Annotated in this window: 20 protein-coding genes and 1 tRNA gene; 14 read left to right on the top strand and 7 right to left on the bottom strand. The window is 72.8% G+C overall.

Annotated elements, in window-relative coordinates:
- The first annotated feature begins 52 nt into the window (after nucleotides 1-52).
- Together CWOE_RS30460 and CWOE_RS08730 are read left to right on the top strand one after the other, a co-directional pair.
- Complete coding sequence (locus tag CWOE_RS30460) at nucleotides 53-838, top strand: phage tail protein (protein WP_012933227.1); 786 nt, start codon at nucleotides 53-55, stop codon at nucleotides 836-838.
- Between the two features lie 14 nt (nucleotides 839-852).
- Nucleotides 853-1,224, top strand: coding sequence for a hypothetical protein (locus CWOE_RS08730; protein ID WP_012933228.1), 372 nt, complete (start codon nucleotides 853-855; stop codon nucleotides 1,222-1,224).
- Here the strand turns inward: CWOE_RS08730 and CWOE_RS32660 are convergent.
- Both CWOE_RS32660 and CWOE_RS08740 read right to left on the bottom strand, forming a co-directional pair.
- Nucleotides 1,211-1,465, bottom strand: a complete 255-nt coding sequence (locus CWOE_RS32660) for a hypothetical protein (protein WP_012933229.1) — start codon at nucleotides 1,463-1,465, stop codon at nucleotides 1,211-1,213. The two genes, CWOE_RS08730 and CWOE_RS32660, sit on opposite strands and share 14 nt — an antisense overlap.
- 338 nt (nucleotides 1,466-1,803) lie before the next feature.
- Entirely contained in the window at nucleotides 1,804-2,178 is a 375-nt protein-coding gene (locus CWOE_RS08740; RefSeq protein ID WP_148260952.1) for a helix-turn-helix domain-containing protein, read from the bottom strand.
- Nucleotides 2,179-2,255: 77 nt separating this feature from the next.
- Between CWOE_RS08740 and CWOE_RS08745 the strand changes: the two genes are divergently transcribed.
- The 7 genes from CWOE_RS08745 to CWOE_RS31925 all read left to right on the top strand — a co-directional run bounded on the left by CWOE_RS08745 (nucleotide 2,256) and on the right by CWOE_RS31925 (nucleotide 6,522).
- A complete protein-coding gene (locus tag CWOE_RS08745) occupies nucleotides 2,256-2,477 on the top strand; it encodes a helix-turn-helix domain-containing protein (RefSeq protein ID WP_012933231.1) in 222 nt (73 codons plus the stop codon).
- 123 nt (nucleotides 2,478-2,600) lie between these two features.
- Nucleotides 2,601-2,900, top strand: a complete 300-nt coding sequence (locus tag CWOE_RS08750; RefSeq protein WP_012933232.1) for a hypothetical protein — start codon at nucleotides 2,601-2,603, stop codon at nucleotides 2,898-2,900.
- Nucleotides 2,897-3,196, top strand: coding sequence for a hypothetical protein (locus tag CWOE_RS08755; RefSeq protein WP_012933233.1), 300 nt, complete (start codon nucleotides 2,897-2,899; stop codon nucleotides 3,194-3,196). Before CWOE_RS08750 ends, CWOE_RS08755 begins: the two co-directional genes overlap by 4 nt.
- Nucleotides 3,193-4,101, top strand: a complete 909-nt coding sequence (locus CWOE_RS08760; protein ID WP_012933234.1) for a hypothetical protein — start codon at nucleotides 3,193-3,195, stop codon at nucleotides 4,099-4,101. Before CWOE_RS08755 ends, CWOE_RS08760 begins: the two co-directional genes overlap by 4 nt.
- A complete protein-coding gene (locus CWOE_RS08765) occupies nucleotides 4,088-4,654 on the top strand; it encodes a hypothetical protein (protein WP_012933235.1) in 567 nt (188 codons plus the stop codon). The genes CWOE_RS08760 and CWOE_RS08765 overlap by 14 nt, the downstream gene beginning before the upstream one ends.
- Complete coding sequence (locus CWOE_RS08770; protein WP_012933236.1) at nucleotides 4,651-4,998, top strand: hypothetical protein; 348 nt, start codon at nucleotides 4,651-4,653, stop codon at nucleotides 4,996-4,998. Before CWOE_RS08765 ends, CWOE_RS08770 begins: the two co-directional genes overlap by 4 nt.
- 9 nt (nucleotides 4,999-5,007) lie before the next feature.
- Nucleotides 5,008-6,522 carry a tyrosine-type recombinase/integrase gene (locus CWOE_RS31925; RefSeq protein WP_012933237.1) on the top strand — a complete coding sequence of 505 codons (1,515 nt, stop codon included), beginning with the start codon at nucleotides 5,008-5,010 and terminating at the stop codon, nucleotides 6,520-6,522.
- Here the strand turns inward: CWOE_RS31925 and CWOE_RS08790 are convergent.
- Nucleotides 6,496-6,568, bottom strand: a tRNA-Thr gene (locus CWOE_RS08790). The two genes, CWOE_RS31925 and CWOE_RS08790, sit on opposite strands and share 27 nt — an antisense overlap.
- A 13-nt stretch (nucleotides 6,569-6,581) precedes the next feature.
- Nucleotides 6,582-7,136, bottom strand: coding sequence for a hypothetical protein (locus tag CWOE_RS08795; protein WP_012933238.1), 555 nt, complete (start codon nucleotides 7,134-7,136; stop codon nucleotides 6,582-6,584).
- 67 nt (nucleotides 7,137-7,203) lie between these two features.
- Between CWOE_RS08795 and CWOE_RS30465 the strand changes: the two genes are divergently transcribed.
- The 4 genes from CWOE_RS30465 (at nucleotide 7,204) to CWOE_RS08815 (ending at nucleotide 10,688) form a co-directional block, all read left to right on the top strand.
- The gene (locus tag CWOE_RS30465) at nucleotides 7,204-8,868 is read left to right on the top strand and encodes a 1-acyl-sn-glycerol-3-phosphate acyltransferase (protein ID WP_012933239.1); all 1,665 of its coding nucleotides are present in this window, start codon (nucleotides 7,204-7,206) and stop codon (nucleotides 8,866-8,868) included.
- A 34-nt stretch (nucleotides 8,869-8,902) separates the two neighbouring features.
- Nucleotides 8,903-9,448 (top strand): RNA polymerase sigma factor, encoded by a 546-nt coding sequence (locus CWOE_RS08805; protein ID WP_012933240.1) that lies wholly within the window; start codon nucleotides 8,903-8,905, stop codon nucleotides 9,446-9,448.
- On the top strand, nucleotides 9,445-9,792 hold the full coding sequence (locus CWOE_RS08810; protein ID WP_012933241.1) for a hypothetical protein: 348 nt from the start codon (nucleotides 9,445-9,447) through the stop codon (nucleotides 9,790-9,792). The genes CWOE_RS08805 and CWOE_RS08810 overlap by 4 nt, the downstream gene beginning before the upstream one ends.
- Nucleotides 9,793-9,863: 71 nt before the next feature.
- Nucleotides 9,864-10,688: a rhomboid family intramembrane serine protease gene (locus CWOE_RS08815; protein ID WP_012933242.1), complete on the top strand. Its 825-nt coding sequence runs from the start codon at nucleotides 9,864-9,866 to the stop codon at nucleotides 10,686-10,688.
- Between the two features lie 129 nt (nucleotides 10,689-10,817).
- On the opposite strand, the gene CWOE_RS08820 is transcribed toward CWOE_RS08815, so the two are convergent.
- The 3 genes from CWOE_RS08820 to CWOE_RS08830 all read right to left on the bottom strand — a co-directional run bounded on the left by CWOE_RS08820 (nucleotide 10,818) and on the right by CWOE_RS08830 (nucleotide 13,457).
- The gene (locus CWOE_RS08820) at nucleotides 10,818-11,558 is read right to left on the bottom strand and encodes a hypothetical protein (RefSeq protein ID WP_148260953.1); all 741 of its coding nucleotides are present in this window, start codon (nucleotides 11,556-11,558) and stop codon (nucleotides 10,818-10,820) included.
- Between the two features lie 165 nt (nucleotides 11,559-11,723).
- Nucleotides 11,724-12,479: a hypothetical protein gene (locus tag CWOE_RS08825; RefSeq protein ID WP_012933244.1), complete on the bottom strand. Its 756-nt coding sequence runs from the start codon at nucleotides 12,477-12,479 to the stop codon at nucleotides 11,724-11,726.
- 87 nt (nucleotides 12,480-12,566) lie between these two features.
- Nucleotides 12,567-13,457, bottom strand: a complete 891-nt coding sequence (locus CWOE_RS08830) for an ABC transporter substrate-binding protein (protein WP_012933245.1) — start codon at nucleotides 13,455-13,457, stop codon at nucleotides 12,567-12,569.
- Between the two features lie 12 nt (nucleotides 13,458-13,469).
- On the opposite strand from CWOE_RS08830, the gene CWOE_RS08835 reads away from it, so the two are divergent.
- Nucleotides 13,470-13,751: a 4a-hydroxytetrahydrobiopterin dehydratase gene (locus CWOE_RS08835; RefSeq protein ID WP_012933246.1), complete on the top strand. Its 282-nt coding sequence runs from the start codon at nucleotides 13,470-13,472 to the stop codon at nucleotides 13,749-13,751.
- The last annotated feature ends 31 nt before the right edge of the window (nucleotides 13,752-13,782 follow it).

The raw sequence follows: 13,782 nt of genomic DNA on the forward strand, positions 1-13,782 counted from the left end.
AAGACCATCGACACGACTTGGGCTGCACGCGCCGAGCGGTGGGGATCGAGCGATGGTCCCCGACGACGTCGTCAGACTCCGCGACCAGCTCGACGACGTCGTGCTCGGCTACGACCAGGGCACGCTCGCCGCCCGGCCGGCCGCGGGCGTCGAAGGCCGCTTCTACTACGCGACCGACGGGCTCGTGCTCTACTACGACTTCGGAGGGGGCTGGGTCCCCGCGTCGTTCCAGCCGGGCGATGTCAGATGGTCGGCGGCCCTCAACGGGACGCCGCCGCTCGGGTGGTTCGCGTGCGACGGAGGCATCAGAGGCCTTCCGGATCGGACGACGTACAGAGCGCTCTTCGACGCGATCGGCACGACCTTCGGAGCGGGAAACGGCTCGACGACGTTCGGTCTGCCCGACCTCCGCGGGCGCGCGCCGGTCGGCGTGGGACAGGGGTTCGTGACTCCGGGGCTGCCGCAGTTCGGGTCGCTGACGCATCGCGCAATCGGCGCAGCCGTCGGTGCGGAGACCCACAGTCTCACCGCCGCGCAGAACGGCGTGCATGCGCATGACGTTTACGATCCTGGGCACAACCACGGCGGCGGAACGCACAACGGCGCGGCGGACCGGCCGGCCCCAGGCTGGGGCTCGTACAGAGCGAATGCCTCGTTCTCGCTGTACGGAATCGGCGGGTACGGCGCGATCGACAACATGGGAGGAAGCGACAATGGCCTCCACGCGCACGGCATCCCGTCCGGGAGAGCCGGGGTTTCGATCTACAACAACGGCAGCGGCGCAGCACACAACAACATGCAGCCGTCGCTGGCGCTCCACGCCTGGATCAAGTACTGAGCGCGACGGGGCGGATGCGCGACGACGAGATCACGATGCGCGACCTGATGGAAGCGTCGCTCAAGGCGATCGACGTGAACATGGTGGGTCTGCGCGATCAGCTCAACGCGATCCAACAGGCGTCGGCGCGCGAGCACGCCCAGGTTCGCTCGGATCTGGGTGAGCTGCGGACGAAGCTGGAGCAGGTGCCGACGAACGCTGAGTTCGTCCGCTTCAAGGGCGACGTCGACAGCCGCCTCGGCCGGCTCGAGCAGGACCTGCAGCAGCGTGCGGGAGGATCGAGAGCGCGCGAGTCGCTGGGCCGGATCGTCGTCGCCGGGTGCGCGACCGCCGGCGCGCTCTGCGGGGCGATCGTCGCGCTCGCGCGCGTCCTCATCCCGGGTTGACGACTCGCGGGTGCGGTCGGTGCGGTCTGCTGCCGTGCTGCCGCTCCAGCCGCTCCAGCCGAGCGGCCTGCTCGTCGAGTTGCGCGCGCAGGTCCGCGAGGGCGCGGGCCGCCTCAGCGGCGCCGAGGTAGTAGATCGCGGCCTCGCGCAGAAGCCGGGCACGGGTGATTCTGCGGTGGCGCGCCTCTGCTTGGAGACGCCGGGCCAGCTCCCCGTCGACGGTGGTGCAAATGCGCGGCATGGCGGCACCGTACGCGTCGGCGGCGACTGACCAAGGGACGCGTTGGCGCACCGACGCGCTACATATCTCTGGGACCGGGGCCGTTTCCGGGCCTCGTTCACGGCCCCATTTGACAGTGCCCGAATGGAGGCATTTACTGGTCGAAGAGGTTCGACGCAGTGGGGGCGGACTTCGGACTTCGCGGCCGTGGGGGCCACGTGAAACGTGTGATGGAGAACGAATGCAGACGCCGCTGACAAACGCCGAGATCGCGGCGCTGACGATGGTGATCGACGTGCTCGCGAGGGAGGCGTCGAGGCTTCCCGCGACCTCCCGCGTCGGGAAGGTCCTGTTCGCGATCAGATCGAACCTGGGCCGCGCGCTCGACGCAGGCCGGCTGAGGCGATCCGCGCGTCATCGAGCGCGTCGCGCGCCGACGTCATGCCCTCGTTGAAGAGCGCTGGCGCTCTGCTCGCCGGCGCGATCTCGCCGAGCTGGTCGAAGTCCGCCCAGAACCACTCGAACGGCAGGCCGCAGCGCGCCGCGATCGCGCGCAGCTCCTCCCACGAGGCCCCGCGCAGCCGCGAGCGCTTGCCGGTGATCTCGTCGATCACCGACCCGCTCTTGCCGATCGCGCGGCCGAGCTCCTCGCGCGAGAGCTTCGCGTAGGCCTGCGCCGCGCGCACGCGGCGAGCGACCTCTTCCGGTTCGGGCCGATCGTCGATGGACGCCACGGAGGCAGGATCGCCGGTGCACGGCCGATTGCAAGATCTTGTTGCAAGATCTTGGTGAGATCCCTAAGATCTTGGCCATGGCAACCATCGTGACCCGCCTGAAGCTCGCGATCGTCGCGTCGGGCCGCAGCCAGCGAGACGTGGCGGCGGCCGTCGGGATCAGCGAGTTCAAGCTCTCGCGGATCGTCAACGGACGCGCGCAGCCCGACGACGCGACCCGCGCCGCGCTCGCGCGCGAGCTGGCGTCTCCGCGTGCGTCGCTGTTCGACGACGAGCGGAAGCTGAACGCCGCGGCCTGACGCCCGCGGCCATGAGAGAACACAACGCCCCCGCGACGCTGCAACGTCCGGGGGCCGGCAGCCGAATGGAGGCTCGGATGCGAACTGAGCATCGCACACCCCCACGACGGCAGGAGGACCACGGTGCTCGATGAGCTCGTCACGTTCCTGCTCGGGGCGCTCGTGATCTCGCTGCTGATCGCGCTGTCCGCGTCGGCGGCGCTGGCCGCCGGCGCGGCGTGCTGGGCGGCGGCCGCCGCGCTGCGACGGCGCCACGCCGACAGACGCTTGGAGGAGCTGCGAGAGCGCCACTACGAGGAGGTCCGCGCCCGTGCGCGGCGACCGCTGATCGAGATCGAGCCGGTCGACTTCGACGACTGGCCGGTGCTCGGCGGCGAGCCGTCGGAGCCGCCCGTCGTCTTCCCGCGCAGGAGAGCGGCATGAGCCGCGATCCGACCGTCGCCGAGCTGCTCGACCGGCTCGCCGCTGCGCGCCTGACAGAGCTGGTGCGCGAGAACCGCGAGCTGCGCGCGCGGCTCGCCGCGGCCGCGCCGCCTCGCGCCGCGGCTCCGCCCGGGCTGCCGCCTGCGCCCGCCGCCGGCGCCACGCCGGCGCCCGACGCCGCGCCGCCAGCCGCCGCGCCGCCCGCTGTCGCGCCGCCCGCTGTCGCGCCGCCCGCTGTCGCGCGTGCGCGCCCGCGCCCCCACCTGCGCGTCGTGCGCGGAGAGGCGGCCCGATGAGCGACGGACGCACCGTCTGGTGGCCGAAGGACTCCGCCTGGTGGCGGCGAGAGTGGGTCGTCGCGCTCGGCGAGGAGTTCGGCTGCGCCGGGCCGGCGGTGATCGACTGGCTCACCTGCGAGGCGAAGGCGCAGAACGACGGCGGCCGCGTGAAGGCCGGCGTGCGCTCGTGCGCGCGCGGCTCGTTCGTCGACGCCGAGACCGTCGGTCACGTCCTGTCACGTGCCGTCACGCTCGGCGCGCTCGACGACTTCCACACCGCCGACGGCCGCTTCACCGCGCGCATCTCGGGCTGGGAGAAGGACAACGAGCGCGGGCGCGCGGCGATGCGCAAGGCCAACCAGCGGGAGCGCGAGGCGACCGGTCCGTCACGGCCCGTCACGCCCGGTCACGGCGACTCCCCTACAGGACAGGACAGGACAGGAGTGACTGCTGACGCAGTCAACGGCGCGCCCGCGCGCACGCCCGCGCCGGTGCGCATGCCGGCACCCGCTCCAGCCGACGAGCCGCCGCCGTTCGGCGCCGACGTCATACGCCTCTGCACGCTCCAGTCGCAGCTTGCCCGGGCGCGGACCAACCAGCCCGACGCGTCCGCCAGGCTCAGACCGACGCGCCGCTGGCACGCCGAGATGGAGCGCCTGCTGCGTGTCGACGGCCGCACGCCAGAGCAGGTCGAGCAGGTGATCCGCTGGGTCGACGGCCACCACTTCTGGGCGCCGAACGTGCTGACGGTCGAGACGCTGCGCAAGCACTTCGACCGCTTCGCGGCCGCCGTCAACGCCGAGCGGCCGCCGGCCCGCGACAGGGGCAGCGATCGCCGCACCCGCGCCGCCGTCGCGTTCGCAGAGCTGCTGCGGCCCGGGGCTGAGGAGATCGAGGGGAGGGTCGTCCGTGACGCCACGTGAATGGCAGCTGATCGCCGTCGTGATCGAGAACTGCTGGAAGGGCGAGTGGGACGACGCCCGCTCGGCGTCGTACTTCATCCTGCTCGAGCCGTTCGACGCCGCGGACGTCGAGCGGGCGCTGCACCTGCTCGTGCGCGGCGGCTCGCCGTTCATCCCGGCCGTCGCGGAGATCGTCACCGCGATCGAGTCGGGCAGGCGCGTCGCGGCGCCGACGTGGCACGAGGCGCTCGGCCACATCCGCCGCGTGCTGCCGCGGCACACGCGCGACCACGCCGCCGGCATCACGGCGTTCGAGCGGATCGACCCGCTGCTGGCGTCGTTCGTCGCGACGTACGGCTGGCGGCGACTCGCGCTCGAGCCGGTCGACGATCCCGACCACGGCGGCGCGGTGCTGCGGCGGCTCGAGCACGCCTACGACGCCCACGTCGCGCGGCAGCTGGAGCGCGAGCGCCACGGGCTCGCGCTGGAGATGGTCGAGCGCCGCCGGCTCGCGGGCCCGCGCAGACTCGACGTCGCGGCGCTGCTGCCGTCGCTGCCGGAGCGCGCGGCATGAACGGCGAGCTGGCGGAGACGATCGCGCGGCGCGTCGCCGAGCTGGTCGCGGCGCGGCCGCCGGCGCGCCTGCTGACGGTCGAGCAGGTCGCCGAGATGCTGCAGGTGCGGTCGGAGTGGGTCTATCAGCACGCCGACGAGCTGGGCGCGCTGCGGCTCGGCGACGGATCCAAGGGCCGGTTGCGGTTCGACGCCGAGCTGGTGCGCGAGCGGCTGCGGCCGCCGACGACGCGGCGGCGGGCGAGCGCGGCGGCGACTGGCACCGCCCGTTCACGCGCGGCGGCCGCCGCGGCCGCACCGTCCGACGGCACGTCGCTGCTGCGCGTCGGCCCCAAGCGCGGGTAGGCCGGCGCGATGCCCAGGCAGCCGACCGGCGAGGTCCGGATCTACACGCGCGCGGATGGCGGCGTCACCTACTACGCGCGCTTCCGCGCGCTCGGCAGACGTTGGAGAGTGAAGCTCGGCACCGACATCGAGGGCTGGAACGAGACCCGCGCGGAGAACGCGGTCGGCGCGATCGTCGACCGTGTCCGCCGCGGCACGTGGACGCCGCCGAGCGCGTCGCGGGCGACCGAGCACGAGGACCCGACGTTCCACGCATTCGCCTCGCAGTGGTTCGTGCGCAAGTCGCGCGGGTTGAGCGCGCGCACGGTCGAGGACTACGAGTGGCGGCTGTCGAACCATCTGCTGCCGTACTTCGCGCGCCACCGCCTCTCCGAGCTCGACGTGCGCGCCGTCGACGGCTACCGCGCCGCGAAGCTGGCCGAGCGCGACGAGGCGCGCGCTGCCGGCCGGCGCGCGCTCTCCAACGACAGCATCAACGCGACGATCGGGCTGCTCGCGCAGATCCTCGACGAGGCCGCCGAGCACAAGCTCCCGGTCGAGCGACCGAACCCGGCGAAGGGCCGCCGGCGGCGGCTCAAGACCCAGCGCGGGCAGCGCTCGTTCCTGGAGCCCGACCAGGCGGCCGCGCTGCTCGACGCCGCCGGCAGGCTCGACGCCTCCGGCCCGCTCGACTGGGAGACGGTCTGCGCGATCCGTGCCTCGGCGGAGTCGAACGTCGCGCTGGCGCGGCGCCACGGCGTCAGCGACTCGCTCGTCTCGCGCGTGCGCCGCGGTCTGGTCTGGCGGACGCCGGCGAGCGCGCCGGCGCGCCGGCCGGTCGTCGCGACGCTGCTGCTGGCCGGCCCGCGCGTCGCCGAGCTGTGCGCGCTCGACGTCGCCGACGTCGACCTGGAGTACCGGCGGCTGCGGATCCGCGACGCGAAGACCGCGGCCGGCCGCCGGCAGATCGTCGTGAGCGACCTGCTCGCCGCCGAGCTGGCGCCGCACATCGCGCGTTCGGCGGGCGCCGGCGGCGCGGCGGGCGCCGGCGCCGTACACGCCGTTGGCGCGGCGGCCGCCCCCGCCGCGCCCGCTGACCCTGCCCGCCCGCTGTTCGCCAACACGCGCGGGGAGCGCTACACGCCGTCGGGGATCCGCACCGCGGTGCTCGCGCCGGCGGTCGCGCTGGCGTCGCGCACGACCCACGGGCTGCCGGCGGTGACGCCGCACACGCTGCGACGCACGTTCATCTCGCTGCTGCTCGCGGGCGGCGCCGACGTGCCGTGGGTGATGGCGCAGGTCGGCCACACCGACCCGAAGGTCACGCTGCAGATCTACGCGCAGGTCGTGCAGTCCCAGCAGCGCGACTACGGCGCGCGCGTCGACCGGATGATCGGCGGCGCGGCGGCGTTCGGGACCGGGAACGGGACCACGCGCGCCGCAGCGTCCGTCGCCGCAGACCGCGACGCAGCTCCTCGACCCGCCGCGATCCCCGTCACCACGGCGATTCCGCCGGCAAGCCCGAGAGGGGACTCGAACCCCTGACCCCCTGTTTACAAGACAGGTGCTCTACCAGCTGAGCTACTCGGGCAAGGCAGCCGAGTCTACCCGCGCCCGACCGCCGCGCGTTCGAGGTCGCCGTGCCCGTTGCGCGAGACGTACTGCTGGAGCGGGTCGTCGGGCTCGGGTTCGACGGCCGGCGGGGGCGGGGGGCCGTTGAGGCGGTGCTCCAGCTCGCCCAGCAGGACGCCGAACAGCGCGTGGCGCCAGACCGCCTGCCAGAAGGCACGGCGGCTGCCCGTCAGGACCGGCAGCTTGGCGCGACCGGGGTGGTGGCGGTCGCTGAGGCGGCCCAGCGGCCACAGCGCGACGTGCTCGGCGAGCGCGAGCGCCGCCCCGCGGGCGGCGGGCGGCCCCGGCAGGCTGGGGGAGAGCTGCGCGTAGACGGCGCCGAACAGCGCGCCGTTCTGCACGTGCAGCGCGAGTCCCGGCGCGAACCAGCCGCCGCGCTCGCCGGTGACGAAGCGGCCGAGCAGCTCGACGTCGTCGTAGCGGCTGCCGAACACGCGCTTGTCGAGCGGCTGCTGGAGCGCCCAGATCGCCGCGGCGGCGGCGCCTGCGAGCGCACCGCGCGCAGTGCGTCTGCGGTCGATTCGCATCGTCCGAGCACCATAGCGCGCGCCTGCGCGCCTGTAACGCGCATGTGGAGGATGGGTACGTAAACCGATGAGTCAGAGCCACGACGCACTCCACCGGCGTGCCCGCGAACGCGGCGTCAACCCGGTCGTCTACTGGATCGTTCGCGCGGTCTTCCAGCCGTTCTTCCACCTCTACTTCCGGCTGTCGCGCGTCGGACGGGAGCACATCCCGGACGGCCCGGTGATCTTCGCGGCCAACCATCGCAGCTTCCTCGACCCGTTCATCATCGGGACGATGTCGCGGCGGCCGTTGTACTACGTCGCGAAGGAGGAGCTGTTCAAGAAGCCGCTGCAGGCGTGGTTCCTGAACTCGCTCGGCGCCTTCCCCGTCTCGCGCGGCAACGGCGACACCGAGACGATCGACACGGCGAAGGCGATCCTCGCGCGCGGGGACTCTGTGCTGATCTTCCCTGAGGGCACGCGCGTGCGCCCCGGCCCGCCCGGCAGAGCCAAGCGCGGCGTCGGACGGCTCGTGCTGGAGACCGGCGTGCCGGTCGTCCCGCTGGCGCTGATCGGCACGACCGACGTGCGCAGAGGCTGGCGCATACGGCCGAGAAAGATCCGCATCCGCGCGGGCCAGCCGCTCACGTTCCCGAAGGTCGAGAACGCCTCGCGCGAGCTGGCGGCGGCCGTCACCGACCGCATCTGGCCCAACGTGATGCTGCAGTGGGAGTGGCTCGGCGGCATCACGCCGCTGCGCCGCGCCGCCGTCGTCGGCGCCGGCTCGTGGGGGACCACGCTCGCCGTGATGCTCGCGCGCGGCGGCCTCGAGGTCGACCTCGGCACGCGCACCCGCGAGCAGGCGGAGTTGCTGCGGCGCGAGCGCGTCAACGAGCGCTACCTGCCCGGCGTCGAGCTGCCCGAGGCGGTGCGCGTCGCGCCCGCCGGCGAGCTGGAGCTGGGCGCGCACGACCTCGTCTGCCTCGCCGTTCCGGCCCGCGCACTGCCCGCCGCGCTCGCGGCCCACGGCGCGCGGATCCCCGCCCGCGCCGGCGTCCTCGTCGTCTCCAAGGGCCTCGTGCCGCCGCTCGCGTCGCTGCCGTCTGCCTACGCGGCGGAGCGCGTGCAGGCGCGCTCGGTCGCCGCGCTCGGCGGCCCGTCGCACGCCGCCGACGCGCTCGTCAACGGCGCCTCGATCGTGCTCGCGACCGCCGACGACGCGTTCGCGCACGAGCTCGCGACCGTGCTCGGCGCGGCCGGCTTCGACGTCCACACGACGCGCGACGTCGCCGGCGTCGAGCTGGCCGGCTGCGCGAAGAACGCCGCCGTGCTCGCTGCGTCCGCTGCGGCAGCGACGGCCGGGCCGAACGTCGCCGGCGCCGCCGCCGGCAAGGTCTTCGCCGAGATCGCCCAGCTCGCCCGCCGCCACGGCGGCGCGCCCGAGACGTTCGCCGGCCTCGCCGGCACCGGCGATCTCGTCGCGACCGTCGTCGCCGACGGCAGCCGCAACCGCCGCGCCGGCGAGCTGCTCGCGCAGGGCGTCCCGGCGGAGGAGATCGCCCGCTCGCTCGGCCAGGCGGCCGAGGCGGTCGACAGCGTCCCGCTGCTCGCGACGCTGCTGGAACAGGCGAGACTGCAGGCGCCCGCGACGACCGGCCTGGCCGCGCTCGTCGAGGGCCGGATCGCGCCTGAGCAGTGGACGGCGACGGTCACGAAGCCGACCGTCCGTCCACGCAAGGCGAAGGCGGCCTAGCCCCGCCGACCCCGGCGCGGGATACTCCAATGCGGTGTCTGATCCCCCGAGCAGATCCAAGGCTGAGCTCGATCGCGAGTTCTCCGAGCTGTACCGCTCCCACCTGCGCGACGTCTACTCGTACGCGTACTACCGCGTCGGCAACCACCACGACGCCGAGGATCTCACCGAGCAGACCTTCCTGCAGGCGTATCGTCACTACGAGCGCGCGCTGCGCGAGTCCGACGGCCGGCCGCTGCGACCGTGGCTCATTCGCATCGCGCACAACCTCGCCGCGAACTTCTACCGCGACCGCGCGCGCAAGCCGCAGGCCGCGATCGAGGACGCGGGGTTGATCTCCGCGCCGCACACGACCGAGACGCTCGTCGAGGGGCGCGAGGAGCTGGAGGAGATCCTCGCCGGCGTCCAGCAGCTGCCCGACGATCGCCGCGAGGCGCTGATCATGCGCTTCGCGCTCGGGATGGACAACCGCGAGATCGCCCGCGCGCTCGGCCGCAGCGACGGTGCGACGAAGGTGCTGCTGCACCGCGCGATCAAGCAGCTGGAGGGCATCGTCTCCCAGCCGGAGCCGAGCGCGTGAGCACGACCGAGTTCGAGGAGCGCCTCCGCGCCGCGCTGCATCCGGTCGACCCACCGGATGACCTCAAGCTGCGCGTCGAGAGCACGCTCGTGAGCCTCACGGAGCTGGCCGCCGACGAGCTGGAGGCGTGGGAGCTGTCGTCGATGCGCGACCCGCGCAACTGGGTGCGCCCGGCCGCCGCGGTCGTCGTCGGCGCCGGCGCCGGAACCGCGCTGGTCGCGCTGCGCGTCCGCAGTCGCCACCGCAAGCGCAAGTCGCAGTCGGTCGACCTGCTCGACCTCGCCGAGCGGACCGTCCGCGACGTCGCCGACGAGGCGCGCAAGCTGCTTCCGCAGCGGGACTGAGCGGCCCGCGCCGCACCGCGGAAACCGCCCTCAGCAACGCGAAAGGTCCGGCTGCTAGCGTCCGCTCGGCCATGGCCACCTGTTACCGCCACCCCACGCGCGAGACGGGCGTCGCCTGCTCCAACTGCGGCCGCCCGATCTGCCCCGACTGCATGACGCCGACGCCGGTCGGCATGCGCTGCCCCGAGTGCTCGCGCGAGAAGACGAAGGTCCACCGCGGCCCGGTGCGTCGTCCGACGACGGAGCCGACGGCGACGTACGTCCTGATCGCGATCAGCGTGCTCGCCTACGTCGGCGAGCTGGCCTCGGGCGGGCGGATCAACGACGCCGGCGGGACGCTGTACGAGAACGGTGTCCTGTGGGGGCCGTACATCGCGCAGAGAGACGAGATATGGCGGATGGTCACATCCGGCTTCCTGCACGCGAGCCTCTTCCACATCCTCTTCAACATGTGGTTCATCTGGGTGCTCGGCAGGATGCTGGAGCCGGTGCTCGGGCACGTGCGCTTCGTGACGCTCTACTTCACCGCGCTGCTGTGCGGCTCGTTCGCGGTGCTGCTGCTGGAGCCGACCGCCCCGACGATCGGCGCCTCCGGCGCGGCGTTCGGCCTGCTCGGAGCCGCGATCGTCGAGGCGCGTGCGCGCGGACTCGACCTGTGGGCGTCCGGCCTCGCGCTCACGGCCGGCCTGAACTTCCTGATCACGTTCACGCTCCCCGGCATCTCGATCGGCGGCCATGTCGGCGGCTTCCTCGGCGGCCTGCTCGTCGCGGTGATCTACCAGCAGGGCGACCGCATGCGCCTCCCGCGCGCCGCGACCCTCGGGGCGTGCATCGCGATCGCGGTCCTGGCAGTGCTCGGCGGCGTCGCCGTCGCGGGCAGCAGAGGCCTGATGTAGGCGGCCCGCTCGCCGCTCGGGCCGCCCGCCGCCGCCGCTCGCGCCGCCCGCCGCCCGCACCGCCCATCAACGCAGCGCGCCCGCGGGATCCGCGGGCGCGCGTGGTGCGTCTCTGTCAGACCTGGTCCGCTACGGGCGGCAGCTGATGAAGCCGGTGGTGCTCGTCGGACTGCCGGTGCCGCTTCGGAACGAGAAGCTGCCGCCGATCGGGGCTCTGCCGCCGCTCGGGCATCTCTTCGCCTCGATGAAGCCGCGCTTTCTGCCTCTGACCGTGCGCGTCGCGCCGACCGTCGTGTTGAATCTCTTGAGCACGGCGAACCAGCCGTCGGAGATCTCCTGCAGCGTGTCCGGCACGTTCGCCGTCAGGCGGTAGCCGTATCTGCCGCTCGTCTTGACGAGCGGCGCGTCGAACGCCTCACTGATCAGGACCGGATTGGTCGCGTAGATGTGGACGGTCAGGCTCTTGCCGCCCGCGCCGTTGAAGATCGTGACTCTGCCGGGGACGTTGTAGACGTCCGCGTTCGGGACGTCGGCGCGCAGCGAGCCCTTGCCGACCTGCGAGCCCTTCGGACAGCTGGTGAATCTGCCGCGCTTCGCGTTGATCTGCGCGGCGGTGCACGACGGGAACAGCTTGCCGTTGTGGACCGCGTTGTTGGGGAAGTCCAGGACCGCCTTCGCCACCGTCGGCTGCTCGCCGGCGGCAGGCGTGATCGTGAACGCGATCGACAGGTCGAGAGGGGTCCCGACCGGCCCCTTGTTCGGCGAGATCTTTCCGGTTATCCCGGATTCCGCGGCCATCGCCGCGGGGGCGGTGGCGAGCAGCAGCGCCGAGGCTGCGGCGAGGGAAAGGATGCGACCTCTTGATGACATGAGGCGATGGTAAACGAGCGTGTACCAGCCCGTAAAGGCCCAACCGGCCGGGTGTCGGAGGGTGAACACACTGCGGCCGGACACCGAAACTCTGGCCATCGAGGAACGTTGCCGCCGGGCGGAGGAGCGATTCCTCCGCCCGGACGGCGAAGCTGCGTGAGTCGCCTAGCGACGGCAGGCGATCGAGCCCTCGGCGGAGGTCGGACCCTCGCCGTGGCCTGCGCGGAAGTCGAACGTGCCGGCGATCGGCACTCTCAGCGCTCTCGGGCAGAGCGTCGTCGACTCGAGGTAGCCGCGTCTTCTGCCTCTGATGACGCGCGTCGCGCCTATCGTCGAGGTCACTCTCTTCTCGACCGCGAACCAGCCGTCAGAGATCTCCTGCAGGGAGTCCGGAAGCACGAAGTCGACCTTGTAGCCGTATCTGCCGCCGACTCTCTGGATCGTCCCCGAGAACGCCTCGCTGATGAGGACCGGGTTGGTCGCGTAGACGTGGATCGTGACCTTGTTCGCGCCGCCATTGAAGATCGTCAGCGTCGCGGGGACGTTGAAGACGTCCGCGTTCGGCACGTCGGCGAGCACTCTGCCGCCGCCGATTCTCGACCCGGCCGGGCAGCTCGTGAATCTGCCGCGCTTGGCGTTGATCGCCTCGGCGGTGCAGACCGGGAAGATCGCGCCGTTCGGTCTCGCGTTGTTGGGGAACATCAGCGTGACGCGGTTGAGCGTCGGCTGCTCGCCGTCGGTCGTCGGCGTGATCGTGAAGCCGATGTTCAGCGTGAACGGCGAGCCGATCGGTCCCTTGTTCGGACTGATCGAGCCGGTGATCGCGGATGTGGCGGCCAGCGCCGATGGCGCCGTGGCGAGCAGCAGGGCCGCCGCTGCTGCGGCCGCGAGACCGCGACCGGTACGTGAGATGGAGGGCATCCACCTACCATAAACAGGGGCGTTCCTACTTGTCCAGTTGGAACCCGCGCGCGCGAGCGAGCGCGGACGCGCCAGCGGCGAACGCGGTCAGAGCTCGACCGTCAACGGCGCCGACGGCGCCTCCGGCACGGCCTCCGGATGGAGGATGTGCGCCATCAGCTCGAGACCGTCGACGAGCCGCGGACCAGGGCGGGAGAAGTACGCCGAGGCGTCGACGGCGACGACCTCGCCGGCGCCGAGCCCAGCCAGCCGGTCGCCGAAGCGGTGCGCCTCCTCCAGCGCGCGCGGCGCGTCGTAGCCGCAGGGCATCACGACCACGACGTCGGGCGCGGCGGCGGCGACCTCCTCCCAGGCGCGCCGCTCGGAGTGCTCGCCGGCCATCCCGAGCAGGTCGATCCCGCCCGCGTACTCGATCAGCTGCGGCGTCCAGTGGCCTGCGACGTAGACCGGTTCGAGCCATTCGAGCGCGGCTACCTTCAACGGCGGACGGTCGCGCACGGCGAGCCGGACGCGGTCGATCCGCGCGGCGGCGTCGGCGATCAGGTCGACGCCGGCGTCTCTGCGGCCGGTCGCCTCCGCGAGCGTGCGCACGTCGCCGAGGACCTCGCCGAGCGTGCGCGGGTCGAGCGAGATGACGCGCGGTCTGCTGTCGATCTGCTCGGCGACCGCGCGCACGTCCTCGACGGAGACGGCGCAGACGGCGCAGAGCGCCTGCGTCACGATCAGGTCGGGCTGCAGTTCGTGCAGCGCCGCCGCGTCCAGCTCGTAGATCGCCTCGCCCTGCTCGGTGCGGGCGCGGACGGCGGCGTCGATCTGACCCGCGGTCAGCCCGGACGGGAGCGCGTCGCGCGTGACCTTCGGCAGCGCGAGCGCGGCCGGCGGGTGGTCGCACTCGTGCGTGACGGCGATAACCTCGGAGTCGAGGCCGAGCGCGAACAGCAGCTCGGTCGCGGACGGGACGAGGCTCACGATGCGCATGGGAGACACGATATGCCACGACTGAGTGAGAGCGAGATCGCGCAGCGGCTGGAGGGCGGCGCGTGGCGGCGTGACGGGGAGGCGATCGTGCGTGACCTGACGTTCCCGGACTTCGTCGCGGCGATCGCGTTCGTCGATCGCGTCGCCGCGCAGGCGGAGGCGGAGAACCACCACCCCGACATCCTCGTGCACGGCTGGAACAAGGTGCGGCTGACGCTCTCGACGCACAGCGAGGGGGGTCTGACGCCGGCCGACTTCGCGCTGGCGCGGCAGTTCGACGCGCTCGCTCCCTGACCGCGCGACGCGCTCGCTCCCTGACCGCGTA

This window comes from Conexibacter woesei DSM 14684, from assembly GCF_000025265.1.
Lineage (GTDB): Bacteria > Actinomycetota > Thermoleophilia > Solirubrobacterales > Solirubrobacteraceae > Conexibacter > Conexibacter woesei.

Bases quoted from the DNA above. Each gene is read 5' to 3' on its own strand.
- CWOE_RS08825 (WP_012933244.1), bottom strand. From the start codon at position 12,479: ATGCCCTCCATCTCACGTACCGGTCGCGGTCTCGCGGCCGCAGCAGCG.
- CWOE_RS08770 (WP_012933236.1), top strand. From the start codon at position 4,651: ATGAACGGCGAGCTGGCGGAGACGATCGCGCGGCGCGTCGCCGAGCTG.
- CWOE_RS08795 (WP_012933238.1), bottom strand. From the start codon at position 7,136: ATGCGAATCGACCGCAGACGCACTGCGCGCGGTGCGCTCGCAGGCGCC.
- CWOE_RS08755 (WP_012933233.1), top strand. From the start codon at position 2,897: ATGAGCCGCGATCCGACCGTCGCCGAGCTGCTCGACCGGCTCGCCGCT.
- CWOE_RS08830 (WP_012933245.1), bottom strand. From the start codon at position 13,457: ATGCGCATCGTGAGCCTCGTCCCGTCCGCGACCGAGCTGCTGTTCGCG.
- CWOE_RS30465 (WP_012933239.1), top strand. From the start codon at position 7,204: ATGAGTCAGAGCCACGACGCACTCCACCGGCGTGCCCGCGAACGCGGC.
- CWOE_RS08760 (WP_012933234.1), top strand. From the start codon at position 3,193: ATGAGCGACGGACGCACCGTCTGGTGGCCGAAGGACTCCGCCTGGTGG.
- CWOE_RS08730 (WP_012933228.1), top strand. From the start codon at position 853: ATGCGCGACGACGAGATCACGATGCGCGACCTGATGGAAGCGTCGCTC.
- CWOE_RS30460 (WP_012933227.1), top strand. From the start codon at position 53: ATGGTCCCCGACGACGTCGTCAGACTCCGCGACCAGCTCGACGACGTC.
- CWOE_RS32660 (WP_012933229.1), bottom strand. From the start codon at position 1,465: ATGCCGCGCATTTGCACCACCGTCGACGGGGAGCTGGCCCGGCGTCTC.
- CWOE_RS08745 (WP_012933231.1), top strand. From the start codon at position 2,256: ATGGCAACCATCGTGACCCGCCTGAAGCTCGCGATCGTCGCGTCGGGC.
- CWOE_RS08820 (WP_148260953.1), bottom strand. From the start codon at position 11,558: ATGTCATCAAGAGGTCGCATCCTTTCCCTCGCCGCAGCCTCGGCGCTG.
- CWOE_RS31925 (WP_012933237.1), top strand. From the start codon at position 5,008: ATGCCCAGGCAGCCGACCGGCGAGGTCCGGATCTACACGCGCGCGGAT.
- CWOE_RS08815 (WP_012933242.1), top strand. From the start codon at position 9,864: ATGGCCACCTGTTACCGCCACCCCACGCGCGAGACGGGCGTCGCCTGC.
- CWOE_RS08835 (WP_012933246.1), top strand. From the start codon at position 13,470: ATGCCACGACTGAGTGAGAGCGAGATCGCGCAGCGGCTGGAGGGCGGC.